Genomic DNA, 23,089 nt, shown 5'->3' with positions numbered 1-23,089 from the left:
TAGCCTGAGAGTGCATTCATGCCTGTACCCGATCTGTTCGCCGAGGGCCTCGCCCGCGGCTGGAAAACCTACAACGGCTCGCGCCTGGACGACGACCTGGAGCTGGAGGCCGACGTGGTCGTGGTCGGCACCGGCGCCGGCGGCGGCACCACCGCGGAAATCCTCAGCGCCGCCGGCCTGAAGGTGCTGCTGGTGGAAGAGGGCCCGCTGAAGACCAGCAGCGATTTCAAGATGCAGGAGGCCGACGCCTACCCCGAGCTGTACCAGGAAGGCATCGGCCGGATGAGCAAGGACGGCGCCATCACCATCCTCCAGGGCCGCGCCGTGGGCGGCACCACCCTGATCAACTGGACCAGCAGCTTCCGCACCCCGGAACCGACCCTGCAGCACTGGGCCCAGGTCTACGGGGTCAAGGGCCACTGCGCGGAGGACATGGCGCCCTGGTTCGAGAAAATGGAGCAGCGCCTGCACGTGGCGCCCTGGGCGCTGCCGCCAAATGCCAACAACGACGTGATCCGCCTGGGCTGCGAGAAGCTCGGCTATCACTGGAAGGTCATCCCGCGCAACGTCCTCGGTTGCTGGAACCTCGGCTACTGCGGCATGGGCTGCCCGGTCAACGCCAAGCAGTCGATGCTGGTCACCACCATCCCGGCGACCCTCGACAAGGGTGGCGAGCTGCTCTACCTGGCGCGCGCCAACCGGCTGCTGCTGGACGGCGACAAGGTGACGGGCCTCGAATGCCTGGGCATGGATGAGCGCTGCGTGGCGCCCAACGGCCGCCGGATCAGGGTCCGGGCCAGGCACTACGTGCTCTCCGGCGGCGGCATCAACACCCCGGCGATTCTTCTCCGCTCGAAGGCGCCTGATCCGAGCCAGCGGGTCGGCAAGCGCACCTTCCTGCACACGGTGAATTTCAGCGCGGGACTGTTCGACCGGGTGATCAACCCCTTCTACGGCGCACCGCAGTCGATCTACTCCGACCATTTCCAATGGGACGACGGCGTCACCGGACGCATGTCCTACAAACTGGAGGTGCCGCCGCTGCAACCGTCGCTGGCCTCGGTGCTGCTCGGCGGCTTCGGCAGCGACAACGCCCTGCGCATGGAACAGCTACCGCATACCAACATGATGCTCGCCCTGCTCCGCGACGGCTTCCACCCGGACAGCGCGGAGGGCTCGGTCGGCCTGCGCGGCGACGACACCCCGGTGCTCGACTACCGGATGACCGACTACACCTGGGACGGTATCCGCCGTGCCTTCCATACCATGGCGGAGATCCAGTTCGCTGCCGGCGCCCGGGAAGTGCGGCCGGTGCACAGCGACGCGCGTAGCGCGAAGAACCTGCAGGAGGCGCGCGGGATCATCGACGGCCTGCGCCTGGAGATCTACCGCACGCGCCTGGGCAGCGCCCACGTCATGGGCGGCTGCGCCATGGGCGAAGACCCGGCCGTGGCGGTGGCCGACAGCCTCGGCCGCCATCACCACCTGCAGAACCTGTCGATCCACGACGGCTCGCTGTTCCCCACCAGCATCGGCGCCAACCCGCAGCTCTCGGTCTACGGTCTTACCGCGCAACTGGCCAGCGCGCTGGCCGAACGCCTGGCCAGGGCCTGAACCGCCGCCGGGCCGGCCGCGCGCCGCGGCAGCCGGCCCGGCGCCATCAGACCTATGGGCTAAGGCCGATGGCCCGTGCGTCTTGGCCGCACGGGCATCCCTGCGCTACCATCCGATTCCCTTACGAAACCCTGCCAGGACGTAGCGATGAACCGAGTGCTGTACCCAGGCACCTTCGATCCCATCACCAAGGGTCACGGCGATCTGATCGAACGTGCTTCACGGCTTTTCGACCATGTGATCATCGCGGTCGCCGCCAGCCCCAAGAAGAACCCCCTGTTCAGCCTGGAACAGCGGGTGGCGCTGGCCCAGGAGGTCACCAAGCACCTGCCGAACGTCGAGGTGGTGGGCTTCTCCACCCTGCTGGCGCACTTCGTCAAGGAGCAGAAGGCGAATGTCTTCCTCCGCGGCCTGCGCGCGGTTTCCGACTTCGAGTACGAGTTCCAGTTGGCCAACATGAACCGCCAGCTCGCCCCCGACGTGGAAAGCATGTTCCTCACCCCGTCGGAGAAGTATTCCTTCATTTCCTCGACGCTGGTCCGGGAAATCGCCGCTCTCGGCGGGGATATCAGCAAGTTCGTGCATCCGGCCGTGGCAGACGCCCTGGCGGAACGTTTCAAGCGCTGATCCGCGTCTCTTCGCCGGCCTCCCGTCGGCGCCCCGCGTGCACTGCGGGCGCCGATGCGGCACAATTCCGCTATTCCCGTTACCGATGCCGTGGCTGTCCGTCGCGGTTGGAGTTGTTAGATGTCCCTGAAAATCACTGACGATTGCATCAATTGCGACGTCTGCGAACCCGAATGCCCGAACGGCGCGATCTCGCAAGGCGAAGAAATCTATGTGATCGATCCCAATCTCTGCACCGAGTGCGTCGGCCACTACGACGAGCCGCAGTGCCAGCAGGTCTGTCCGGTGGACTGCATTCCCCTCGACGACGCCAATGTCGAGAGCAAGGACCAGTTGATGGAGAAATACCGGAAGATCACCGGCAAGGCCTGATCCCCGCCGGCGCCTGTCCTTCAGGGACGGTTCGCGCCCCGTCCGACGCGCTTTTGGCTATCCTTGGCAATCCAGTCTGAGGCGTTCGCGGTCCCGTCCCGCGAACGCCGCTGAACAGTGAGCCGCCATGTCCTTCCTGAACCTGCCCGTCCGTACCCTGGTCGCCGCCTGCGGCCTGTCCCTGCTCAGCCTCGCGGCGCATGCCGACAGCTTTCGCGGCGACGCCCACGCACCGCAGCAGGCCGCCGTCGCCACGCCGCATCCGGCCGCGACCGTCGCCGGCCTGGAAACCCTGGCCAATGGCGGCAACGCCTTCGACGCCGCGGCGGCCATCGCCGCTGCCCTGGCGGTAGCCGAGCCTTACGGCTCGGGACTCGGCGGCGGTGGATTCTTCCTTCTGCGCCAGGCCGGCGCGCAGCCGACCTATCGCTTCCTCGACGCCCGCGAGCGCGCGCCGAAGGCCGCCTACGCCGACATGTACCGGCGCAACGGCAAGGTCGACCCCAGGCTGTCCGTCGACGGCCCGCTGGCGGCGGCGATCCCCGGCTTGCCGGCGGCGCTGGTCGAATTGAGCGGCCGCTACGGACGCAAGCCCCTGGCCGACAACCTGGTGCCGGCGATCCGCCTGGCGGTGGATGGCGTATCCGTCGACCGGGTCTACCGCGACCGCGTCGCCATGCGCCTGGAAGCGATGCGCAAGGACCCGGAAACCGCGCGGATCTTCCTCGACAAGGGCGGAATCCCCGACGAATGGAACCTGCTCCGCCAACCGCAGTTGGCACGTACCCTGGAACGCCTCGGGCGCTACGGGCGGATCGGCTTCTACGAAGGCGAGACAGCGGACAAGCTGCTCACCGGGGTCCGCGCCGGCGGCGGCATCTGGAGCGCCGCCGACCTGCGCGACTACCGGGTGATCGAACGCCGCCCGCTGGAGGTGAAGCTGGCCAACGGCCGCGAACTGATCAGCGCACCGCCGCCCTCGGCCGGCGGCGTGGCCCTGGCACAGAGCCTGCAGATGCTGGAACAGCTGCCGTGGCAGAAGGCCGAGCCGGTACAGCGCGCCCATTACGTGCTGGAGGTCCTGCGCCGTGCCTACCGCGATCGAGGCCTGCTCGGCGACCCGGACTTCGTCGCCAACCCGCTGCCCAGCTTGCTGGCGCCGGACTACCTGAAGCGCCTTGCCGCCGGCATCGACCCGCGCCGCGCCACGCCCAGCTCGGCGCTGCCGGAGGCGCCGGCCTGGCGCGAAGGCGACCACACCACCCACTTCGCGGTGATCGATGCCCAGGGCAACGCGGTGGCCGCCACCCTCTCGGTGAACCTGCCGTTCGGCGCCGCCTTCACCGTTCCCGGTACCGGCGTGGTGCTGAACAACGAGATGGACGATTTCGCCGCCGACACCCAGGGCGCCAACAGCTACGGCCTGGCCGGCAGCCAGGCGAACGCGGTGGCGGCCGGCAAGCGCCCGCTATCGAGCATGAGCCCGAGCTTCCTGGAAAGCCCGACCGACTTCGCCGCCTTCGGCACCCCTGGCGGCAGCCGTATCCCGAGCATGGTGCTGATCTCCATGCTGCAGTACTTCGACGGTCGCCCGGTCGGCCAATGGGTCGCCGCGCCGCGCTACCACCACCAGTACAAGCCGGACGTCGTCGAGTACGAACCGCGCGCCTTCAGCGATGCCGAGGCCGCCGAACTGCGCCGGCGCGGCTATCAGCTCAAACGCCTGGAGCGCAGCTACGGCAACCAGCAGGTGCTCTACTGGGACAAGCGCAGCGGCCGCGTCGACGCCGCCAGCGACCCGCGCGGGATCGGTTATTCGGCGTTTTCCCCGGAGATGCAGGCACAGCCCCAGGCGCACTGAACCCCAGGAGAGCGGCGAAACGAGAGACAGCGCTCAAAAACGCGGATACCAGCGATCGATAATGGCCTTTTGACATCCATCCATGCTAGCTTGCGCGCCGCCGCGCAGGCGGCTCACACGGATACTGGATAATCAAAAGCAAGGAAACCCGATGTCGCTGTTTCGTCCCCTCCTGATCGCCTCCACCCTCGCCCTCGCCAGCGGTTGCGCCAGCGGCCTCAACTCGCAGCAGACGGCCGAACTTGAGTATTACGAAGCCCGCAACCTGGCGGTCATCGAGAAATCCCCCGGCACCGGCGCGGCCCTCGGCCTGCTCCCCGGCGGCGGCTCCTTCTACGGCCGTTCCTACGGACTCGGAGTGGTCAACCTGCTGTTCTGGCCGCTGTCGATCCTCTGGGACCCGGTGAGCGGCTACGACGCATCCCAGCGCATCAACTACACCGCGACCCGGGTGCACCTGGAGAAGCTGCGCCAGCGCGACTTCGACGAACTGCAACGGCTGGCCGACAACGGCGCATTGGACGGCGCCACGCTGGCGCGGAAGCGCCAGGACGTGGAAACGAAATACCGCTACACCCCCTGAACAAGAAAAAGCCGATCGATGACCGGCCGGGTCCTCCTCGACCGACAGGGCGCCCCGGCCCACGCGTAGACGTCTCGCCGACGAGTCCGGCTGGCAATCCAGGCGGCGGGCCTCACTGGCTCGCCGCTTCAGCCGCCTGTTGCGCATCCTCCGCACTGGCTTCCACCGCCTCCGGTTCAGACGAGGCGCCCTCCATGCCTCGGCCGGAGTGCCGGCGATCGGCGACACCGGAGCAGTCGGCGACGCCGGACAGCTCTCCATCCAGCGCAGCGTGAATCCAGTTTTCCAGGCGGGTGTACCAGGCTGCGTTCGCGGCGCTCTCCAGCCAGGCGATGGCATCCGCATCCTGCTGCTGTGCGGCCTTTTCCAGCCAGAGCCGTGCTTGCAGCTTGTTCATCCCGGCACCGGAACCGTTCCAGTAGGCCTCGCCCACCTTGAACTGGGCACGGGCATCTCCCTGGGTCGCAGCCTTGCAGAACCACTGGAAGGCCTTTTCCCGGCTGCCGGCATAACGGTCCAGCAGGGCGGCTTCCTCGTCTGAAGTGGCGGAATAGACGCCTTGCGAGTCGTCCAGGTAGAACCATCCCAGATTGGTTTCGGCGTCTTCGCTACCGCTGGCCGCCGCGCGTTCGAACCAGGTCCCGGCCTTCACCCGGTCCTGGTCGACCCCTTCGCCTCTCCAGTAGAGAACGCCCATTTCATTCTGGGCGGCGGCATCCCCCTGCTCCGCGGCCTTCCGGAACCAGCGTGCCGCCTCGGTCTTGTCCTGTGGCCCGCCGTCACCATCGCGATAGAGCATGGCCAGTTGGATCTGCGCGCGGACCACCCCCGCAGCGGCCGCCTTGCCCCACCATTCGCGCGCGCTGGCGTAGTTCTGTTGCTGGTAGAAGTAGGCGCCGAAATCGAACAGCGCCTGCGGCTCCCCCGTCTCGGCGGCCTGGCGGAGGCGGGTGAATTCGGCGAACAGTTCATCGCCGCGCTTGTCGCCCTGCTCGGCCTTGGACTGCTCCTTGGCGAGGTCGGACACCGCGTCCTCCGCCCAGGCGAACGAGGGTACGGCAAGAGCAAGGACGGACAGGAACACCCACTGACTGAACATACGCGAAATCCTTATCTTGGTTGAGCCGGTCGGCCACCCCTGGTCGACCTTGTGACCTTGCTGGTCAGCAGGACACTGTCACCATCGGAGAGTCCGATCAAGTGCCGCGAACGGTCCGTGCGGAACATCTGTCATCGGCCGATGCGGCGCTATAGCTGCCGCCTGCCGTGGCGGAAGAAAAGACTTAGCCCAATCTCCGTGCCCCCTGCAATGCATCGAGAAAACAAAAAGCCGGTCGATGACCGGCTTTTTTTCATTCCGTTGGAAACTCAGCTTTCGTCGTGGTTATAGCCGCTGGTGGTGCAGCCCAGGCAACGGACGAAGGCTTCCTTGCCCGGATCGACCACCAGCGCCTGGCCGGCCTTGCCGACGCTGCCGCTGGCCGCGGTGAACGGCAGGCTGACCACGAAGGCCACCGCCCCGACGGCCGTGGCGGCGATCAGGAAGGGACGGGCGATGAGCAGATCGCCGATCATGGCGTACGCGGGGGGCGCTTCGACGGTGTACATCGGGTCGCCGCTGGCGTTTTCCTGCACGGCATCCGCCAGCGCGGGCATGGACGAGAGCCCGGTGGTCAGCGCCAGCACGAGCGCGGTGGTGCGAAACAGGTTCATGGAGGCGGTCCTTTCTGGTTTTTGGTTGGGCAGATATCGCCTAACTATAACAGCGCTGCGGGTAGTGCCAGCGTGACCGCCTTCAATCGCCGAGGAATGCGTAGTGCGGCTTTTTCGGGATGAACGGCCGGTAGAAGCCAATCAGGCTGCACAGGTCGGCGTCCTCGTTGCCGGTCGGCCAGAAGGGTTCGCCGATGACGATCCGCCGGTTCTCGTAGTCCAGCGCCGCCGGCACCACCGGCACGCCGGCGCCACGGGCGATGTGGTAGAAGCCCATGCGCCAGCGGTCGACCTTCTTGCGCGTGCCTTCCGGAGCGATGATCAGCATGAACTCACGGTGCTCGCGGAAGGCCTGGATCGCCTGGTCCACGGTATTCAGCTTCAGGTGGCGCTGGATCGGGATACCGCCCCAGCGCCGCATCAGGCCGCCCAGCGGGCCGTTGAACAGGGTGTGCTTGCCGAACCAGCGGGCGTTCAGGCGCAGGACGAACTTGGCGGCGAGGAAGGCCACGAAGTCCCAGTTCGAGGTGTGGTGGGCGCCGATCACCACGAACTTGTCGAGCGCGGGCAATTGGCCCTCGATCTTCCAGCCGGAGAGTTTCAGCATGGCATGGCCGAGCGACTCGACCAGGGTGTTGCGAGGCAGGTAATTGCCGGACATCGTGCACCTTTCTTATGGCAGGCCGCTCACCGTGGCGGCCCTTCTTGTGGCGGTAGAGTATGCGCGGCGCGGCGCTTCAGCGTTGGCAGCGCGGGCAGTACACGCTGGCGCGCTGGCCTAGGCGGATCTCGCGCAGGGTGCTGCCGCAGACCTTGCAGAACTCCCCGCCACGGCCATAGACGAACAATTCCTGCTGGAAGTAACCGGGCTGGCCGTCGCCGCCGACGAAATCGCGCAGGGTGGTGCCGCCGCGCTCGATGGCGATCGCCAGGATCCGCTTGATCTCCTCCGCCAGGCGCAGGTAGCGCGCCTTGGAGATGCTCCCGGCGGGCTTGCGCGGATCGATGCCGGCGGCGAACAGCGCTTCGCTGGCGTAGATGTTGCCGACCCCGACCACCACCGCGTTGTCCATGATGAACGGCTTGACCGCCATGCTCCGCCCGCGCGACAGCTCGAACAGACGCTGGCCGGCGAAAGCGTCGGTCAGCGGTTCCGGGCCGAGGTTGCGCAGCAGCTCGTGTTCCAGTGGCGCCAGGCTCCAGAGCATGGCGCCGAAGCGCCGCGGATCGGTGTAGCGCAGGGCCATGCCCGAGGCCAACTCGATGTCGACGTGCTCGTGGCGACTGGCCGGGGTGCCGCTCTCCACCAGCCTCAGGCTGCCGGACATGCCCAGGTGGCTGATCAGCGTACCGGCCTCGGCGCCCAGCAGCAGGTACTTGGCGCGGCGCTCGACGCTGACGATGCGTTGTCCGGAGAGGCGCACGTCCAGGTCTTCGGGGATCGGCCAGCGCAGGCGCCGCTCGCGCACGATCACGCGCTCGACGCGCTGGCCTTCGAGGTAGGGGGCGATGCCCCGGCGGGTGGTTTCGACTTCGGGTAGTTCGGGCATGGCGGCAGCAATCCGGTTGACCGCGGCACCTTAGCAGGAAGCGCCGCGGCGCGGCCAGTCAGTAGCTGCCCTGGCCGACGCCCAGCTCGAGAATCGAGCCCTTGAGGTTCTCGAAGTCGTAGTCGGTGAGCCCGACGTAGTCCAGCACCAGCGCGCCGATGCTGTTCCACTCGTGGTCTTCCGGCTGGTTGCCGAGAATCCGGTGCGAGCCGCAGATGTGCTCGGCCATCTTCAGGATCGCCAGCAGGTTCTTCAGCTGGGTGTCGCGGGCCGACTCGTCGCCGAAGATCGACAGCGCGTTGTGGTGGTTGGCAATCGCCTCGCAGACGTGCTCCGGCAGGCGCCAGGAACGCGCGGTGTAGTAGCCGACCACCGCATGGTTGGTGTTCAGCACGCGGTTCTCGGTGTCCACCACCCGGCGCTCGTCGCTGGCGGCGGCATAGGCCTCCTCCAGCACCGCCATATAGTGCGGGAAGCGCTTGAGCATCAGCGGAATGCCGCAGTTGTGGAACAGGCCGAGGGCGTAGGCTTCGTCCACCGACTCGTAGCCGACCCGCTTGGCCAGGCTCAGGCAGCTCATGGCCACGTCCTGGGCGGTGTCCCAGAAACGGTTGAGGGTGACGATGGTGTCGTCGCTCATCTCGCCCTTGATCGACTGGGCGTTGATCAGGTTGATCACCGAACGACTGCCCAGCAGGTTCACCGCGCGCTGGATCGAAGTGATGCGGTTGGCCAGGCCGAAGAACGGCGAGTTCACCAGTTTCAGGAGGGCGCCGGAAAGGCCCGGGTCCTGGCTGATCAGCCTGGCGATGTTCTTCAGGTCCGGATTGGGCATGACCTGCTCCATCTGCAGGTCGACCATGATCTGGGGTTGCGGCGGCACGCTGATGCCTTGCAGGGCCTGGCGGATCTGCTCGGCGGTGAGTTCTTGGACCATGAGGGCGGGGGCGAAAGTTGACGGTGTGCGCAGTTTACCCGGAGAACCCCGCCATGGGGCGGGCTTCTGCCGGAAAAGCGGCGCCAGGCAACGGGCATGGAACTTTTCCCGCAGCCGCCAGGGTCGGAATGAATACCCCCATCCGATATCGGGAGACACGCCATGACCCAATCCCTGCACGGCAAGGTCGTCGCCGCCCTGGTGACCGACGGTTTCGAACAGGTCGAACTGACCGGTCCGAAAAAAGCGCTGGAAGACGCCGGCGCCACGGTAAGGATTCTTTCCGACAAGGCCGGCGAGGTGCGCGGCTGGAACCATCACCAGCCAGCCGACGCCTTCCGCGTCGACGGCACCTTCGAAGACGCCAGCCTGGACGACTACGACGCCCTGCTGCTGCCCGGCGGGGTGATCAATTCCGACCAGATCCGCAGCCTGGCCAAGGCCCAGGAACTGGCGATCCGCGCCGAACAGGCGAGCAAGCCGGTGGCGGTGATCTGCCACGGCGCCTGGCTGCTGATCTCCGCCGGCCTGGTGCAGGGTCGTACCCTGACCAGTTGGCCGTCGCTCAAGGACGACATCAACAACGCCGGCGGCCACTGGGTGGACCAGGAGGTAGCGGTGGACGGCAAGCTGGTGAGCAGCCGCAAACCCGAAGACATCCCGGCCTTCAACCGTCGATTCATCGAAATCCTCGCCGGCTGAACGGCCCGCGTTCGCGCAGCGGCGAATCCCGTCGCTGCGCTATAATCGCGCTCTTTTGCCGGAGCCTTTCCCATGACCCTGCCCAGCTTGCGTCTCAAAGCCAACGCCGAGCGCCGCCTGCGCGCCGGCCACCTGTGGGTCTACAGCAACGAGGTGGATGTCGCCGCGACGCCGCTGAATGCCTTCGCCGCCGGCGACCAGGCGGTGCTGGAAATGGCCAACGGCAAGCCGCTGGGCATCGTCGCGCTGAGCCCGAACAATCTCATCTGCGGCCGCCTCATTTCCCGTGATACCAAGCACGTTCTCGACAAATCGCTGCTGGTTCATCGCATCAACATCGCCCTCAGCCTGCGCGAGCGGCTTTTCGACAAGCCGTTCTACCGGCTGGTCTACGGCGATTCCGACCTGCTGCCCGGCCTGGTGGTCGATCGCTTCGGCGACGTGCTGGTGGTGCAACTGGCGTCCGCGGCCATGGAACTGCGCAAGGACGAGGTGCTCGCTGCCCTGCTGCAGGTGCTCAAGCCCGCCGCCGTGCTCTGGAAGAACGACTCCAGCGCGCGCGACGCCGAGGGCCTGGAGCGCTACGTGGCCAACGCCTACGGCGAAGTGCCGGAGTGGGTCGCGCTGGAAGAGAACGGCGTGAAGTTCGAGGCGCCGGTGCTGGCCGGGCAGAAGACCGGCTGGTTCTACGACCACCGCATGAACCGCGCGCGCCTGGCGCCCTACGTGCAGGGCAAGCGGGTCCTCGACCTGTTCAGCTATATCGGTGGCTGGGGCATCCAGGCCGCCGCCTTCGGCGCCAGCGAAGTGATGTGCGTGGACGCGTCCGCCTTCGCCCTCGACGGCGTCGAGCGCAACGCGGCGCTGAACGGCGTGGCGGAGAAGGTCGCCTGCGTCGAGGGCGACGTGTTCGAGGCCCTGCGCGAGCTGAAGGCCGCCGACGAACGCTTCGACGTGGTGATCGCCGACCCGCCGGCCTTCATCAAGCGCAAGAAGGACCTGAAGAACGGCGAGGCCGCCTACCGCCGTCTCAACGAACAGGCCATGCGCCTGCTGAGCAAGGACGGCATCCTGGTCAGCGCCTCCTGCTCGATGCACCTGCCCGAGGACGACCTGCAGAACATCCTGATCGGCAGCGCCCGCCATCTCGACCGCAACATCCAGCTGCTCGAGCGCGGCGGCCAGGGCCCCGACCATCCGGTGCACCTGGCGATCGCGGAAACCCGCTACATCAAGAGCCTGATCTGCCGGCTGCTGCCCAACGGCTGAGCCCGTCCCGGCGGATGAGCGCCTGCGTTCATCCGCCCTACGGCCACCGCCTCTCGCGGCGCGACGGGCGGCGCAAGAGGCCAACCCTGGTCGCGACGCGCCGCTCCGCCGACCGCCAGCCTTCCCCATTCGCCCGCTCTGGGCTTAGAATCCGGGCATTCCTCGCCAATCATCCCCCGGCGGGCAGTGAGCCCAGGCCGTCGCCAATGGTGACCCCATTCAGACCCCGGCCAACTCCGTACACTCGGCTATTCCCCGTTTGCATCCGGTTCCTTCGACGCTCACGATACAGTCATAACCCGAACCTGATTAGCCGCAGGAAATCGTCATGCCCGATTACCGCTCGAAAACCTCCACCCACGGCCGCAACATGGCCGGCGCCCGCGCCCTCTGGCGCGCCACCGGGATGAAGGACGAAGACTTCAAAAAGCCGATCATCGCCATCGCCAACTCCTTCACCCAGTTCGTGCCCGGCCACGTGCACCTGAAGGACCTCGGCCAACTGGTCGCCCGCGAGATCGAGAAGGCCGGCGGCGTGGCCAAGGAATTCAACACCATCGCCGTCGACGACGGCATCGCCATGGGCCACGACGGCATGCTCTATTCGCTGCCGAGCCGGGAGATCATCGCCGACTCCGTGGAATACATGGTCAACGCCCACTGCGCCGACGCCATCGTCTGCATCTCCAACTGCGACAAGATCACCCCCGGCATGCTGATGGCCGCGCTGCGCCTGAACATCCCGGTAGTGTTCGTCTCCGGCGGGCCGATGGAAGCCGGCAAGACCAAGCTGGCCAGCCACGGCCTGGACCTGGTCGATGCCATGGTGGTGGCCGCCGACGACTCCTGCTCCGACGAGAAGGTCGCCGAGTACGAGCGCAGCGCCTGCCCGACCTGCGGCTCCTGCTCCGGCATGTTCACCGCCAACTCGATGAACTGCCTGACCGAGGCGCTCGGCCTGTCGCTGCCGGGCAACGGCTCGACCCTGGCCACCCACGCCGACCGCGAGCAACTGTTCCTGCGCGCCGGGCGCCTGGCCGTGGAACTCTGCCAGCGCTACTACGGCGAAGGCGACGACAGCGTGCTGCCGCGCAACATCGCCAACTTCAAGGCCTTCGAGAACGCCATGACCCTGGACATCGCCATGGGCGGCTCGACCAATACCATCCTGCACCTGCTGGCCGCCGCCCAGGAGGCCGAGGTGCCGTTCGACCTGCGCGACATCGACCGCCTGTCGCGCAAGGTGCCGCAACTGTGCAAGGTGGCGCCGAACATCCAGAAGTACCACATGGAAGACGTGCATCGCGCCGGCGGCATCTTCTCCATCCTCGGCGAACTGGCCCGCGGTGGCCTGCTGCACACCGACGTCCCCACCGTGCACAGCCCGAGCATGGCCGACGCCATCGCCCAGTGGGACATCACCCAGACCCGCGACGAAGCCGTGCACACCTTCTTCAAGGCCGGTCCGGCGGGCATCCCGACCCAGACCGCGTTCAGCCAGAACACCCGCTGGCCGAGCCTGGACGACGACCGCGCCGAGGGCTGCATCCGCAGCGTCGAGCATGCCTATTCCAAGGAAGGCGGGCTGGCCGTGCTCTACGGCAACATCGCTCTCGACGGCTGCGTGGTGAAGACCGCCGGGGTCGACGAGTCGATCCACGTGTTCGAAGGCAGCGCGAAGATCTTCGAAAGCCAGGACGCCGCGGTGAAAGGCATCCTCGGCGACGAGGTGAAGGCCGGCGACATCGTGATCATCCGCTACGAAGGACCGAAGGGCGGGCCGGGCATGCAGGAAATGCTCTATCCGACCAGCTACCTGAAGTCCAAGGGCCTGGGCAAGCAGTGCGCCCTGCTCACCGACGGACGCTTCTCCGGCGGCACCTCGGGCCTGTCCATCGGCCACGCCTCCCCGGAAGCCGCCGCCGGCGGCGCCATCGGCCTGGTGCAGGACGGCGACAAGGTGCTGATCGACATTCCCAATCGCTCGATCAACCTGCTGGTCAGCGACGAAGAACTCGCCGCACGCCGCGCCGAACAGGACAAGAAGGGCTGGAAGCCGGCCGCGCCGCGTGCCCGCCGCGTCAGCACCGCGCTCAAGGCCTACGCCCTGCTCGCCACCAGCGCCGACAAGGGCGCGGTACGCAACAAGGCACTGCTGGACGGCTGAATCGTCCCGCGACGAAAAAAGCCCGGTCCCGCGCCGGGCTTTTTCATTCACGCGTGCGCGCGCCGAATGGCGGATAATCGCAAGCGGTCATTCGCCCTACCGCTCACCCACGCTCCAACCGTAGGGCGCATACGCCACCGGCGTTATCCGCCGACATGCGGCGCAGCCAGGCCTGGGCGAGACCGTGTTCGCCCAGTAAAATCGCGCTCTTTTTCCCCGGACCGCCACCATGAGTTCCCTGCAAAGCCCGTCGGACGCCAGCGCCCGCAACGACCTGGTCTATGGCCTGGACGACCGTCCCAGCGCTCCCATCGCCCTGCTCGCCGCCCTCCAGCACCTGCTGGCGATCATCGTGCCGATCGTTACCCCCGGCCTGCTGATCTGCCAGGCGCTGGGCGTATCGCCGCGCGACACCAATCTGATCGTGTCGATGTCGCTGGTGATTTCCGGCATCGCCACCTTCGTCCAGTGCAAGCGCTTCGGCCCGTTCGGCGCCGGACTGTTGATCGTCCAGGGCACCAGCTTCAACTTCGTCGGCCCGCTGATCGCCGGCGGGGCGCTGATGGTCAAGCAGGGTACGCCGGTGGAAAGCGTGATGGCGGCGATCTTCGGCGTGGTCATCGCCGGCTCCTTCGTCGAGATGGGCATCTCGCGCATACTGCCGTTCGTCAAGCGGCTGATCACCCCGCTGGTGACCGGCATCGTCGTGCTGATGATCGGCCTGACCCTGATCAAGGTCGGCCTGATCAGCATGGGTGGCGGCTTCTCGGCGATGTCCAACGGCACCTTCGCCAACGGCGAGAACCTGCTGCTGTCCGGCGTGGTGCTGGGCATCATCGTGGTGCTCAATCGCATCCCGGTGGTATGGATGCGCAGTTGCGCCATCGTCATCGCCCTGGCCGTCGGCTACGCGCTGGCCGGCTACCTCGGCCGCCTGGACTTCACCGGCATGCACCAGGCCGAGCTGTTCCAGGTACCGACCCCGCTGCACTTCGGCCTGGACTTCTCCTGGCCGCTGTTCATCCCGATGCTGGTGATCTACCTGGTCACTTCCCTGGAAGCCATCGGCGACGTCACCGCCACCAGCAAGGTGTCGAAGCAGCCGGTGGAAGGCCCGCTGTGGATGCAGCGGATCAAGGGCGGCGTGCTGGTCAACGGCGCCAACTCGTTCCTCGCCGGTATCTTCAATACCTTCCCCAGCTCGGTGTTCGCCCAGAACAACGGGGTGATCCAGCTCACCGGAGTGGCCAGCCGCTACGTCGGCCTATGGATCGCCGCCATGCTGGTCCTGCTCGGCCTGTTCCCGAGCGTCGCCGGCGTCATCCAGGCGGTGCCGGAACCGGTACTGGGCGGCGCGGCGATGGTGATGTTCGGCGCGGTGGCCGCTTCGGGCATCAACATCCTCGCCGGCATCCAGCTGGACCGCCGCGCCCTGCTGATCATCGCCGTGTCCCTGGCCCTCGGCCTGGGCGTTTCGCAGGTGCCGGAGTTCCTCGCGCACATGCCCGCGGCGCTGCGCAACGTGCTGGAGTCCGGGGTCGCCACCGGCGGCATCTGCGCCCTGCTGCTGAACTGGTTCCTGCCGGAAAGCCCGGTCCAGAAGGCCGGACACTGATAGGCGCGGCGCCACCTCCGGGTGGCGTCGCGGTTTTCGCCGAAGGGTTTTCGTACCCGGCCAATGGTTGGGTATGATCGACGGCATGGCCATGCCCGTCGGCCACCCTCTTCCGTCCCGCAACCCGGACCCGCGCCCATGCCCCAGTCCCGCCGCCCGTTGCGCATCGGCCTGATCGCCGACACCCATGGCCTGCTCCGGCCCGAGGCGCTGGAACGGTTGCGCGGCTGCGACCAGTTGATCCATGCCGGCGACATCGGCAAGCCGGAAATCCTCGCCGAGCTGGAACGCCTGGCGCCGCTCTCGGTGGTGCGCGGCAACAACGACACCCAGGACTGGGCGGCGGACATCCCCGAGCGCCTGCTGCTGAAGATCGGCCGGCTGACCCTCTACGTACTGCACGACCTCAAGCGACTCGACCTCGACCCGGCCGCCGAAGGCATCGACGTGGTGGTCGCCGGACATTCGCACAAGCCGCTGAAGGAAGAGCGCGACGGCGTGCTCTACCTCAACCCGGGCAGCGCCGGACCGCGGCGCTTCAGCTTGCCGATCGGGATCGGCGTGCTGGAAGTGGCGGGGAAGAAGATCGAGGCGGAGCTGATCACCCTCTGACCCCGCCTGGAACCGTCAGCGGCGCTCCCATACCTCGAAGGCGTAGGCAGGCGCATCGTCAGCCGCGGCGTGTTCGATGCTCGACGCCAGGCGCCAGGCCGCACCATCGATCTCGGGGAAAAAGGCGTCGCCTTCCGGCGCCAGGCCCACCCGGGTCAGGTAGAGGCGCGCGGCGCGCGGCAAGGCCTCGGCATAGAGCTGGGCGCCGCCGATCAGCATCAGTTCGTCGGCGTCCTCCGCCTGCGCCCACGCCTCGGCGCGCGCCAGCGCGGCGTCCAGGCTGGCGAACACTTCCGCACCCTCCAGTGCCAGGCCGGCCTGGCGGCTGACCACCAGGTTGAGCCGGCCCGGCAGCGGCCGACCCAGCGAGTCCCAGGTCTTGCGCCCCATGATCACCGGCTTGCCGAGGGTCATCGCCTTGAAATGCTTGAGGTCGGCCGGCAGGCGCCAGGGCAGGCGGTTGTCGATGCCGATCGCGCGGTTCTCGCCAAGGGCGGCGATCATCGCCAGCGGTCGTGCCATGGGGTTACCTCATCGTGGAAGGACAAAGGCGCGAGGATAAACACTCGCGCCGGCGGACTCCAGGCCCGGCCTACAAGGGATTGGCATACGGCGGCACCTGCATGAAGAAGGTGCCATCCTCGTTGACCTGGGTGGTGCCGGTCGCCAGCACCTTGCGGTAGTCCTGCAGGTTGAAGGTCAGCACCTGGTCCGGGGTCTCGGTCTTCAGCAGCACCTGGGCGTAGGTGATGAGGATTTCGAAGATCTTCAGGTCGCCGGACTGTAGCCAGAGGAAGGATGGGCCCGCCGCGGCCGGCGGGCTGAACACCGGCGACGGCTGGCCGGGCGCCTGGGAGAAACGCAGGTGCAGCCCCTGGTCGTCGAGCCAGGCCTCCTGTACGTGGCCATCGATGCCCAGCAGCGGGAAGACCTTGCGGTAGTCCAGGCGCATGGCGCTGCCCACCAGGCTCGCCCCCGGCCGATCGAGGCTGACCAGCGCCGACATCGGCAAGCCGACCAGGCTCATCGCCCCGTACAGCGGCAGACCGATCACCTTCAACTGGTCGGGCCGATAGACCAGCGCGCCGCTGGCCGCGTCCACCTCCACGCCGCCGCCCAGCCGCAGCGGCAGCCAGGGCCCTACGCCGAGCGGACGCACCCGTCCCTCCACCTCCAGGCGTCCCGCCGCACTGCTCATGCGAAAGTCCTTCAACATGGTCCCGTCGTAGGCGAGGATGTGCTCGTTGAACAGGTTGGCCAGTTGCCGCGGGCTGAGCAGCACCTCGCCCTCCATCACCTGGAAATGCATGTCCTGCGGGCGATCGAAGTCCACCGGCTGGCCGGCCCGGTTCGGCACCAGCCAGCCCTTCACCTCGGGCACGTGGAAACCGATGTTGCCGCGCAGGTACATGTCCACGTTGCGCAGCAGTATGCCGACGCCATCCTGGCCGGAATCCGCCGGCCCGGCCGTACGCATGGGCAGCGGCACCGGCGCCGGCGGGACCTGCCGGTACCAGCCCTCGCGCAGCAGGGCCAGTTCGCGCTGCTGCCGGTCGATGGCGCTTTCGGCCTGGACCGCGCTGGCCGCCAACAGGCACCAGCCAAGCAGCACGCCCCACGGACGCCGGCTCACAGCCGTGCCTCCAGCGGCGCCGGCGCCTTCACCGGCGACACGGCGATCTGCACCATGCCGTCCTCGCGCAGGCGGATCACACCGTTCTGCAGTTGCCGCCGGTAGTCGTAGAGATTGAACAGCAGCGGCTGCCCCGGGCTGAGGCTGGTGAACAGGGCGTAGGCCTTGACCAGCACGGTGCGCGCCATCTTGATATCGCCGCCCTCGATGAACATGTAGCTGTCCGGCGCCCGTAATGCCGGCCATTGCAGGTCGGCCAGGGAGTCGCCGAGGGCGAGTTGCATGCCGCCGTCGGCCAGGGCCAGGCGACTGACGCGGAAGTCCAGGCGCGGCGGCGGGAACAAACCGTCGAGGTCGACGCGGATGCGGTTGCCGACCAGCTCCATGTGCCGGGTCTTCAGCTTCAGCACCTCGGACATCTCGATCGAGGCCGCCGCCAGCGACGAAGTGACCTCGACCCCGTCGACGAAGATCCGCCGGGGTACCAGGGTCACCTCCAGCGGACCGCTCAGCTCGATCTCGGTGAGCATCCGTAGCGGCCGCCAGCGCCCCTTGCGCAACAACTCGCCACGCACTTCCTGGCCGTCCTTGCGGGTGCTCATCCTGAGGTTGCGCACGGCCGCGCGGGACGCGGCGAGGTCCTGGTTGAGCAGGGTCGCCAGGGTGGCGTCGCTGACGAATATCTCACCGGCCTGGATCCGCGCCACCATCGCCGTCGGATCGTCGAGCGACAAGGGCGCGCCGGGACGAGTCGGTTCCATGCGGATCAGCATGCGCTGGATGAAGAAACCGATGTCGTCGTGCAGGCGGAAGTCGGTATCGGCGATCCACAGTCGCGAACTCGCCGATCCCGAGCCGCGGGCGCCGACACTCGCCTCCAGCGTACGCGGCGGCACGGCGCTCATCAGGCTGTCCGGCTGGCGCCCCCAGTCATCGGTAGCGGCCGTCGGCACACGCGCTTCGACACGGGCCGGCGGCGCCACGGCCTGGCCGCCACCGTGGGCATCGAAGGCCAGCCAGGCGCCCAGCAACAGGCAGGCCAGTTGCAACGACAGGCAGGGAAACGCGGAGGCAGGTTGCGCGGAAGCCATCACCGATCCTCTTATTGTTATGCGAGCGCCGTCACCCTATACCCTGCCCCGGCCGTCCGCCCCTTTCGTTGGATTGGCCGGGAAAACGCCGACGTCGTCACGCTGGCGGCGATTGTCACGGGAATGTCGCGAAACGGGCAAAGAAGTATCACCTGGCTGCGTCACTCTGCTGGACTGGAACACTCCCGAACCGCCGACGAGGACCCGTCATGCAACCAGCCTTCCTGCGCCGCCACCTCGGCGCCGCCTGCCTGATGCTCGCCGCTGGCCTGGCCAGCGCCGCCCACGCCGACACCGGCAACGTACAACGCGCCATCGACTGGGCCCAGGGCCAGGCCTCCGTTCGCCACCCGGCCGGCCACGAACGCTCGCCTCTGGTCATCGCCCACCGTGGCGCCAGCGGTTACGTACCGGAACACACCCTGGGCGCCTACGCCCTGGCGGTGATGATGGGCGCCGACTACGTCGAGCCGGACCTGGTGATGACCCGCGACGGCAAGCTGGTCGCCCGCCACGACAACGAGCTGGGCCTGACCACCGATGTCGCCCAGCACCCGGAATTCGCCGACCGCAAGCGCACGCAGAAAGTCGACGGAGTGGAACTCACCGGCTGGTTCAGCGAAGACTTCACCCTCGCCGAACTGAAGACCCTGCGCGCCATCGAGCGCATCCCCACGATCCGCCCGGGCAATGCGCGCCTGGACGGCACCTTCGAGATCCCCACCCTGCAGGAGATCATCGACCTGGTGAAAAGCCTGCAAATCAGCCAGCAACGCACCATCGGCCTGTACCCCGAGATCAAGCACGGCACCCACTTCCAGCGCCTCGGCCTGGCCATGGAACGCCCGCTGGTGAAGACCCTGCACCGCAACGGCTACCTCGGTCCGCGCGCGCCGGTATTCATCCAGTCCTTCGAGGTGAACAACCTGAAGGAACTCAAGCGCCTCACCGGCATCCGCCTGGTCCAGCTCTACGGCAGCGGCCAGCCCTACGACCAGCAGGCCAGCGGCGGCAGCCTGACCTACGCCGAGATGGCCACCGCCAAGGGCCTGCGCCAGGTGGCGCGCTACGCCTACGGGGTCGGTCCGGACAAGAGCTACGTGATTCCTCGCGATGCCAACGGCAACCTCGGCCAGCCGACCCGCTTCGTCGGCGACGCCCACGCCGCCGGGCTGAAGGTGCATCCCTACACCTTCCGCGCGGAAAACAGCTTCCTTCCGGCGGAGTTCCGCAGCGCCGACGGCAACCCGCAGTCGCGCGGCGACCTGGCCGGCGAGATCAGGGCCTACCTCGACGCCGGCATCGACGGCCTGTTCAGCGACCAGCCGGACGTCGCCGTGCGCCTGCGCGAGCAGCGCTGACGCAGCCCGACCGGCGCTCGTACGCGGGCGCCGGCCTCATGGACACTCGATGTAGCCGTCGAAGGGCTGTGCCTTGCCCTTCTCCAGCGCCTGCCGCCTGATGTTCCGGCAGATCCGCCGATCGCGCTCGTGCATGGCGTCGATCGACAGGTTGCCGGTGGGTTCCACGCCCTTGTGGTCCTTGACGCCAAAGGTCACCAAGGGCTGCTCCGGCTCCACCCGGAAGCGCGACGGCGTTTCCTTCTCCTCCTTGCGCGACGGCGGATCCGCCGCCAGGGTCGGCAACTGGTCGGCCTGCACGCCATAGCGTTGCAGCAAGGAGCCATCGGGCAACTCGTCGGCCAGCGCGCCCGCCATCCCCAGCAACAGCGCCAGGGGGTATCGGCGTACTACCTTCATCTCAGTGTTCCTCTCGCTACCGGCGCCGAACGCTTTCGCCACGGCGCCAGTCAAAATCCCACACCCCGCCGCCAGCCGGCTGGCAAGCCAGCATGAGCCGCCGGGGCGCTTTTTGCTATGTTTGGCGCTGATCAGACGCCGTTGGCCGGGCACGATTCACGCTCGGCAGGGAAATCGACACAGGAGGTGACTTGAGTCACACGACGCATCCCGGCCTCGACGCCCTCTGGCTGACCGAGGCCGTTCGCCTGCGCGAGGAGCAGGCCGGTCCGCTGGAAGACAGCGAGGCGCTTCGCCAGGCGCTGGCCCAGGGCGGTTCCCTGCCGCGCCGTATTCTCACCCGCGCCCACTGGCTGGGCCGCCGCGAGGGCCTGCTGGACGCCCAGCGGACCTGGCGCCAGGGTTCGCGGCTGGCGCTGGCCCTGCTGCTGGTGCTGGCCCTGGCCAGCGGCGCCGGACTGGCCTTCGCCGCGCTTGGCGACGGCCAGCGCCCGGTCAACGTGTTCTGGGCGCTGGCCAGCCTCCTCGGCCTGCACCTGCTGACCCTGCTCGGCTGGGCCCTCGGCCTGCTCGCCGGCGGCGAGGCCGCGGGCGCGCTCGGCCGGCTCTGGCTGTGGCTCAGCGGCAAGCTGGCGCGCGATGCCCGCGCCGCGCACCTGGCGCCGGCGCTATTGGTCCTGCTCGGCCGGCGCCGGCTGGCGCGCTGGGGCCTCGGCGCGCTGGTCCACGGGCTCTGGCTGCTCGGCCTGCTGACCGCGCTGGCCATGCTCCTCGGCCTGCTGGCGACCCGCCGCTACGGTTTCGTCTGGGAAACCACCATTCTCGGCAGCGATACCTTCATCGCCCTCACCCAGGCGCTCGGCGCCCTGCCGGCGTTGCTTGGCTTCCCGTTGCCGGACGCCGAGCTGATCCGCGCCAGCGGCGACGCCGCCCTGGCCAGCGAAGCCGCACGGCACGCCTGGGCCGGCTGGCTGGTAGGCGTACTGCTGGTCTATGGGGTCCTGCCGCGCGCGCTGCTCGGTCTGTTCTGCCTGTGGCGCTGGAAACGCGGCCTGGCCGACCTCGACCTGGACCTCGACGACCCAGGCTACAGCCTGCTGCGCGAACGCTTGATGCCGGCCAGCGAACGCCTCGGCGTCAGCGACGCGGCGCCGGACTGGCTACCGGAGCCGCAGGGCGGCCAGTCCGGCCAGGAAGCCGCCGGAGCGGTGCTGGTGGCGGTGGAGCTGGACGATCGCCGGCCCTGGCCGCCGAAGCTCGCCGAAGGCGTCGCCGACGCCGGCATCCTCGACGACGGCCAGCAGCGCCGTCGCCTGCTCGATCAACTGACCCGCTACCCGCCGGCGCGCCTGGCCATCGCCTGCGACCCGCGTCGCTCGCCGGACCGCGGCACCCTGGCACTGCTCGGCGAACTCGCCCGCTGCGCCGCCAGCACTCGCATCTGGCTGCTCCAGGCTCCGCCCGGCGAAGCGCTCGACAGCGACCGCCTGGGCGACTGGCACACCGCCCTGGAGCGCCTGCAACTGCCGCACGGCGAGACCTCGCCGCTGGCCTGGCTGGAGACCGGCCATGACTGAGCCGCTGATCCTGGCCGTGGTCGGCCACACCAATACCGGCAAGACCTCGCTGCTGCGCACCCTGACCCGCGACCGCGGATTCGGCGAAGTCTCCCATCGCCCCAGCACCACCCGCCACGTCGAGGGCGCCAGGCTGTCGGTGGACGGCGAAGCGCTGCTGGAACTCTACGACACGCCCGGCCTGGAAGACGCCATCGCCCTGCTTGACTACCTGGACGCCCTGGAGCGCCCCGGCGAGCGTCTCGATGGCCCGGAACGCATGGCGCGGTTGCTGGACAGCAACGAAGCGCGCGGGCGTTTCGAACAGGAAGCCAAGGTGGTCCGCCAGTTGCTCGCCTCCGATGCCGGGCTCTACGTGATCGACGCCCGCGAACCGGTGCTGGCCAAGTATCGCGACGAACTGGCGGTGCTTGCCGGCTGCGGCCGGCCGCTGCTGCCGGTGCTGAACTTCGTCGCCAGCCCGCAGCATCGCGAGGAGGAGTGGCGCGCCGCCCTCGCTCGCCTGGGCCTGCACGCCCTGGTGCGTTTCGACAGCGTGGCGCCGCCGCTGGACGGCGAACGGCGCCTCTACGAGAGCCTGGCGCTGCTGCTGGAGCGCGCCCGGCCGCAACTCGACCGGCTGATCGCCGACCATGAGACCCAGGCCGCCGCGCGCCTGCGCGCCGGGCAACGGCTGATCGCCGAATTGCTGGTCGACGTCGCCGCCTGCCGGCGCCTGGTGCCCGGCGGCGAAAGCGCCGTGCAGGAAGCCACCCGCGACCTGCACCAGCAGGTGCGCAAGCGCGAGCAGGCCTGCGTGGAAGCGCTGCTGCGGCTCTACGCCTTCGCCAGGGACGACGCCCGCGCCGCCGACCTGCCGCTGCTCGACGGCCGCTGGGGCGACGATCTGTTCAATCCGGAGACCCTGCGCCAACTCGGTATCCGCCTCGGCGGCGGGGTTGCGGCCGGTGCCGCGGCCGGCGCCGGCATCGACCTGCTGGTGGGCGGCGTCACCCTTGGCGCCGCCGCCGCCCTCGGCGCCCTCGCTGGCGGCGCCTGGCAGACCGTCGGGCACTACGGTTCGCGCCTGCTCGGCAAGCTCAAGGGCGCCCGCGAGCTGACCGTCAACGACGCCGTGCTGCGCTTGCTTGCGCTGCGCCAACGGCAGCTCCTGGCAGCCCTGCAAACGCGCGGCCACGCGGCGATCGAGGCGATCCGCCTGGAGACCCCGGAGGACAAGCAGTGGCGCGAAGGCAAGCTGCCGGAAGCACTGCGCAAGGCGCGCGCGCATCCGGAGTGGTCGTCGCTGAACGGCAGGCGGGTGAGCGGCAGCGACCGCCAGGAACAGATCGACGCGCTGGCCGAATTGCTGGAGAGCGGACGCGGGGAATGACAGACTGGGCGACGATCGCCCAAGAGGTAGGCCC

Annotated in this window: 22 protein-coding genes; 13 read left to right on the top strand and 9 right to left on the bottom strand. The window is 68.2% G+C overall.

The features are described 5' to 3' along the window. Positions 1 to 18: 18 nt before the first annotated feature. From VQ067_RS02080 to VQ067_RS02060, 5 genes are all read left to right on the top strand, one after another. Complete coding sequence (locus tag VQ067_RS02080; RefSeq protein ID WP_033990775.1) at positions 19 to 1,614, top strand: GMC family oxidoreductase; 1,596 nt, start codon at positions 19 to 21, stop codon at positions 1,612 to 1,614. A gap of 147 nt (positions 1,615 to 1,761) precedes the next feature. After that, positions 1,762 to 2,241: a pantetheine-phosphate adenylyltransferase gene (gene coaD / locus VQ067_RS02075; protein ID WP_003084466.1), complete on the top strand. Its 480-nt coding sequence runs from the start codon at positions 1,762 to 1,764 to the stop codon at positions 2,239 to 2,241. A 120-nt stretch (positions 2,242 to 2,361) separates the two neighbouring features. Continuing rightward, on the top strand, positions 2,362 to 2,613 hold the full coding sequence (locus tag VQ067_RS02070) for a YfhL family 4Fe-4S dicluster ferredoxin (RefSeq protein ID WP_003084462.1): 252 nt from the start codon (positions 2,362 to 2,364) through the stop codon (positions 2,611 to 2,613). Between the two features lie 127 nt (positions 2,614 to 2,740). Next, on the top strand, positions 2,741 to 4,474 hold the full coding sequence (gene ggt / locus VQ067_RS02065; RefSeq protein ID WP_004365022.1) for a gamma-glutamyltransferase: 1,734 nt from the start codon (positions 2,741 to 2,743) through the stop codon (positions 4,472 to 4,474). Positions 4,475 to 4,625: 151 nt separating this feature from the next. Continuing rightward, positions 4,626 to 5,057 (top strand): hypothetical protein, encoded by a 432-nt coding sequence (locus VQ067_RS02060; protein WP_003084454.1) that lies wholly within the window; start codon positions 4,626 to 4,628, stop codon positions 5,055 to 5,057. Between the two features lie 112 nt (positions 5,058 to 5,169). Here VQ067_RS02060 and VQ067_RS02055 read toward each other — a convergent pair whose 3' ends face one another. The 5 genes from VQ067_RS02055 to VQ067_RS02035 form a co-directional block, all read right to left on the bottom strand. After that, positions 5,170 to 6,156, bottom strand: a complete 987-nt coding sequence (locus VQ067_RS02055; RefSeq protein ID WP_033990774.1) for a tetratricopeptide repeat protein — start codon at positions 6,154 to 6,156, stop codon at positions 5,170 to 5,172. A gap of 269 nt (positions 6,157 to 6,425) precedes the next feature. Further along, positions 6,426 to 6,770: a hypothetical protein gene (locus tag VQ067_RS02050; protein ID WP_003084452.1), complete on the bottom strand. Its 345-nt coding sequence runs from the start codon at positions 6,768 to 6,770 to the stop codon at positions 6,426 to 6,428. Between the two features lie 82 nt (positions 6,771 to 6,852). After that, positions 6,853 to 7,431 carry a lysophospholipid acyltransferase family protein gene (locus VQ067_RS02045; RefSeq protein WP_003084450.1) on the bottom strand — a complete coding sequence of 193 codons (579 nt, stop codon included), beginning with the start codon at positions 7,429 to 7,431 and terminating at the stop codon, positions 6,853 to 6,855. 76 nt (positions 7,432 to 7,507) lie between these two features. After that, the gene (mutM, locus tag VQ067_RS02040) at positions 7,508 to 8,320 is read right to left on the bottom strand and encodes a bifunctional DNA-formamidopyrimidine glycosylase/DNA-(apurinic or apyrimidinic site) lyase (RefSeq protein ID WP_003102876.1); all 813 of its coding nucleotides are present in this window, start codon (positions 8,318 to 8,320) and stop codon (positions 7,508 to 7,510) included. A 58-nt stretch (positions 8,321 to 8,378) separates the two neighbouring features. Beyond that, positions 8,379 to 9,203, bottom strand: a complete 825-nt coding sequence (locus VQ067_RS02035) for an HDOD domain-containing protein (protein ID WP_003128920.1) — start codon at positions 9,201 to 9,203, stop codon at positions 8,379 to 8,381. A 216-nt stretch (positions 9,204 to 9,419) separates the two neighbouring features. Here VQ067_RS02035 and pfpI point away from each other — a divergent pair, with 216 nt between their 5' ends. The 5 genes from pfpI to VQ067_RS02010 all read left to right on the top strand — a co-directional run bounded on the left by pfpI (position 9,420) and on the right by VQ067_RS02010 (position 15,622). Further along, positions 9,420 to 9,959: a protease PfpI gene (pfpI, locus tag VQ067_RS02030; RefSeq protein ID WP_003110411.1), complete on the top strand. Its 540-nt coding sequence runs from the start codon at positions 9,420 to 9,422 to the stop codon at positions 9,957 to 9,959. Between the two features lie 72 nt (positions 9,960 to 10,031). After that, a complete protein-coding gene (locus VQ067_RS02025; protein ID WP_019485881.1) occupies positions 10,032 to 11,228 on the top strand; it encodes a class I SAM-dependent rRNA methyltransferase in 1,197 nt (398 codons plus the stop codon). Between the two features lie 328 nt (positions 11,229 to 11,556). Further along, on the top strand, positions 11,557 to 13,395 hold the full coding sequence (gene ilvD, locus VQ067_RS02020; RefSeq protein WP_003084436.1) for a dihydroxy-acid dehydratase: 1,839 nt from the start codon (positions 11,557 to 11,559) through the stop codon (positions 13,393 to 13,395). A gap of 229 nt (positions 13,396 to 13,624) precedes the next feature. Further along, positions 13,625 to 15,010 (top strand): nucleobase:cation symporter-2 family protein, encoded by a 1,386-nt coding sequence (locus VQ067_RS02015; protein ID WP_003102887.1) that lies wholly within the window; start codon positions 13,625 to 13,627, stop codon positions 15,008 to 15,010. Positions 15,011 to 15,148: 138 nt separating this feature from the next. After that, complete coding sequence (locus VQ067_RS02010; protein WP_003102894.1) at positions 15,149 to 15,622, top strand: metallophosphoesterase family protein; 474 nt, start codon at positions 15,149 to 15,151, stop codon at positions 15,620 to 15,622. Positions 15,623 to 15,637: 15 nt separating this feature from the next. On the opposite strand, the gene VQ067_RS02005 is transcribed toward VQ067_RS02010, so the two are convergent. From VQ067_RS02005 to VQ067_RS01995, 3 genes are all read right to left on the bottom strand, one after another. After that, the gene (locus VQ067_RS02005; RefSeq protein ID WP_003084430.1) at positions 15,638 to 16,144 is read right to left on the bottom strand and encodes a dihydrofolate reductase; all 507 of its coding nucleotides are present in this window, start codon (positions 16,142 to 16,144) and stop codon (positions 15,638 to 15,640) included. A 70-nt stretch (positions 16,145 to 16,214) separates the two neighbouring features. Further along, positions 16,215 to 17,255 carry a hypothetical protein gene (locus tag VQ067_RS02000; protein ID WP_012613491.1) on the bottom strand — a complete coding sequence of 347 codons (1,041 nt, stop codon included), beginning with the start codon at positions 17,253 to 17,255 and terminating at the stop codon, positions 16,215 to 16,217. Further along, entirely contained in the window at positions 17,252 to 18,346 is a 1,095-nt protein-coding gene (locus VQ067_RS01995; RefSeq protein WP_003110414.1) for a hypothetical protein, read from the bottom strand. The genes VQ067_RS02000 and VQ067_RS01995 overlap by 4 nt, the downstream gene beginning before the upstream one ends. Before the next feature lie 209 nt (positions 18,347 to 18,555). Here VQ067_RS01995 and VQ067_RS01990 point away from each other — a divergent pair, with 209 nt between their 5' ends. Next, a complete protein-coding gene (locus tag VQ067_RS01990) occupies positions 18,556 to 19,707 on the top strand; it encodes a glycerophosphodiester phosphodiesterase (RefSeq protein WP_003110415.1) in 1,152 nt (383 codons plus the stop codon). 36 nt (positions 19,708 to 19,743) lie between these two features. Here VQ067_RS01990 and VQ067_RS01985 read toward each other — a convergent pair whose 3' ends face one another. Then, complete coding sequence (locus VQ067_RS01985) at positions 19,744 to 20,106, bottom strand: hypothetical protein (RefSeq protein WP_004365011.1); 363 nt, start codon at positions 20,104 to 20,106, stop codon at positions 19,744 to 19,746. Between the two features lie 191 nt (positions 20,107 to 20,297). Between VQ067_RS01985 and VQ067_RS01980 the strand changes: the two genes are divergently transcribed. Further along, the gene (locus tag VQ067_RS01980; RefSeq protein ID WP_004365009.1) at positions 20,298 to 21,683 is read left to right on the top strand and encodes a DUF2868 domain-containing protein; all 1,386 of its coding nucleotides are present in this window, start codon (positions 20,298 to 20,300) and stop codon (positions 21,681 to 21,683) included. Further along, complete coding sequence (locus VQ067_RS01975; protein ID WP_009315038.1) at positions 21,676 to 23,055, top strand: GTPase/DUF3482 domain-containing protein; 1,380 nt, start codon at positions 21,676 to 21,678, stop codon at positions 23,053 to 23,055. Before VQ067_RS01980 ends, VQ067_RS01975 begins: the two co-directional genes overlap by 8 nt. Positions 23,056 to 23,089 lie beyond the last annotated feature (34 nt).

Source organism: Pseudomonas sp. KBN12P06040 (genome assembly GCF_037574965.1).
GTDB lineage: Bacteria > Pseudomonadota > Gammaproteobacteria > Pseudomonadales > Pseudomonadaceae > Pseudomonas > Pseudomonas aeruginosa.
This window is presented reverse-complemented; position numbering and strand designations above follow the sequence as displayed.

Excerpts from the sequence above, each read along its gene's own strand:
- VQ067_RS02080 (WP_033990775.1), top strand. The coding sequence starts at position 19 with ATGCCTGTACCCGATCTGTTCGCCGAGGGCCTCGCCCGCGGCTGGAAA.
- coaD (WP_003084466.1), top strand. The coding sequence starts at position 1,762 with ATGAACCGAGTGCTGTACCCAGGCACCTTCGATCCCATCACCAAGGGT.
- VQ067_RS02070 (WP_003084462.1), top strand. The coding sequence starts at position 2,362 with ATGTCCCTGAAAATCACTGACGATTGCATCAATTGCGACGTCTGCGAA.
- ggt (WP_004365022.1), top strand. The coding sequence starts at position 2,741 with ATGTCCTTCCTGAACCTGCCCGTCCGTACCCTGGTCGCCGCCTGCGGC.
- VQ067_RS02060 (WP_003084454.1), top strand. The coding sequence starts at position 4,626 with ATGTCGCTGTTTCGTCCCCTCCTGATCGCCTCCACCCTCGCCCTCGCC.
- VQ067_RS02055 (WP_033990774.1), bottom strand. The coding sequence starts at position 6,156 with ATGTTCAGTCAGTGGGTGTTCCTGTCCGTCCTTGCTCTTGCCGTACCC.
- VQ067_RS02050 (WP_003084452.1), bottom strand. The coding sequence starts at position 6,770 with ATGAACCTGTTTCGCACCACCGCGCTCGTGCTGGCGCTGACCACCGGG.
- VQ067_RS02045 (WP_003084450.1), bottom strand. The coding sequence starts at position 7,431 with ATGTCCGGCAATTACCTGCCTCGCAACACCCTGGTCGAGTCGCTCGGC.
- mutM (WP_003102876.1), bottom strand. The coding sequence starts at position 8,320 with ATGCCCGAACTACCCGAAGTCGAAACCACCCGCCGGGGCATCGCCCCC.
- pfpI (WP_003110411.1), top strand. The coding sequence starts at position 9,420 with ATGACCCAATCCCTGCACGGCAAGGTCGTCGCCGCCCTGGTGACCGAC.
- VQ067_RS02025 (WP_019485881.1), top strand. The coding sequence starts at position 10,032 with ATGACCCTGCCCAGCTTGCGTCTCAAAGCCAACGCCGAGCGCCGCCTG.
- ilvD (WP_003084436.1), top strand. The coding sequence starts at position 11,557 with ATGCCCGATTACCGCTCGAAAACCTCCACCCACGGCCGCAACATGGCC.
- VQ067_RS02015 (WP_003102887.1), top strand. The coding sequence starts at position 13,625 with ATGAGTTCCCTGCAAAGCCCGTCGGACGCCAGCGCCCGCAACGACCTG.
- VQ067_RS02010 (WP_003102894.1), top strand. The coding sequence starts at position 15,149 with ATGCCCCAGTCCCGCCGCCCGTTGCGCATCGGCCTGATCGCCGACACC.
- VQ067_RS02005 (WP_003084430.1), bottom strand. The coding sequence starts at position 16,144 with ATGGCACGACCGCTGGCGATGATCGCCGCCCTTGGCGAGAACCGCGCG.
- VQ067_RS01995 (WP_003110414.1), bottom strand. The coding sequence starts at position 18,346 with ATGGCTTCCGCGCAACCTGCCTCCGCGTTTCCCTGCCTGTCGTTGCAA.
- VQ067_RS01990 (WP_003110415.1), top strand. The coding sequence starts at position 18,556 with ATGCAACCAGCCTTCCTGCGCCGCCACCTCGGCGCCGCCTGCCTGATG.
- VQ067_RS01985 (WP_004365011.1), bottom strand. The coding sequence starts at position 20,106 with ATGAAGGTAGTACGCCGATACCCCCTGGCGCTGTTGCTGGGGATGGCG.
- VQ067_RS01975 (WP_009315038.1), top strand. The coding sequence starts at position 21,676 with ATGACTGAGCCGCTGATCCTGGCCGTGGTCGGCCACACCAATACCGGC.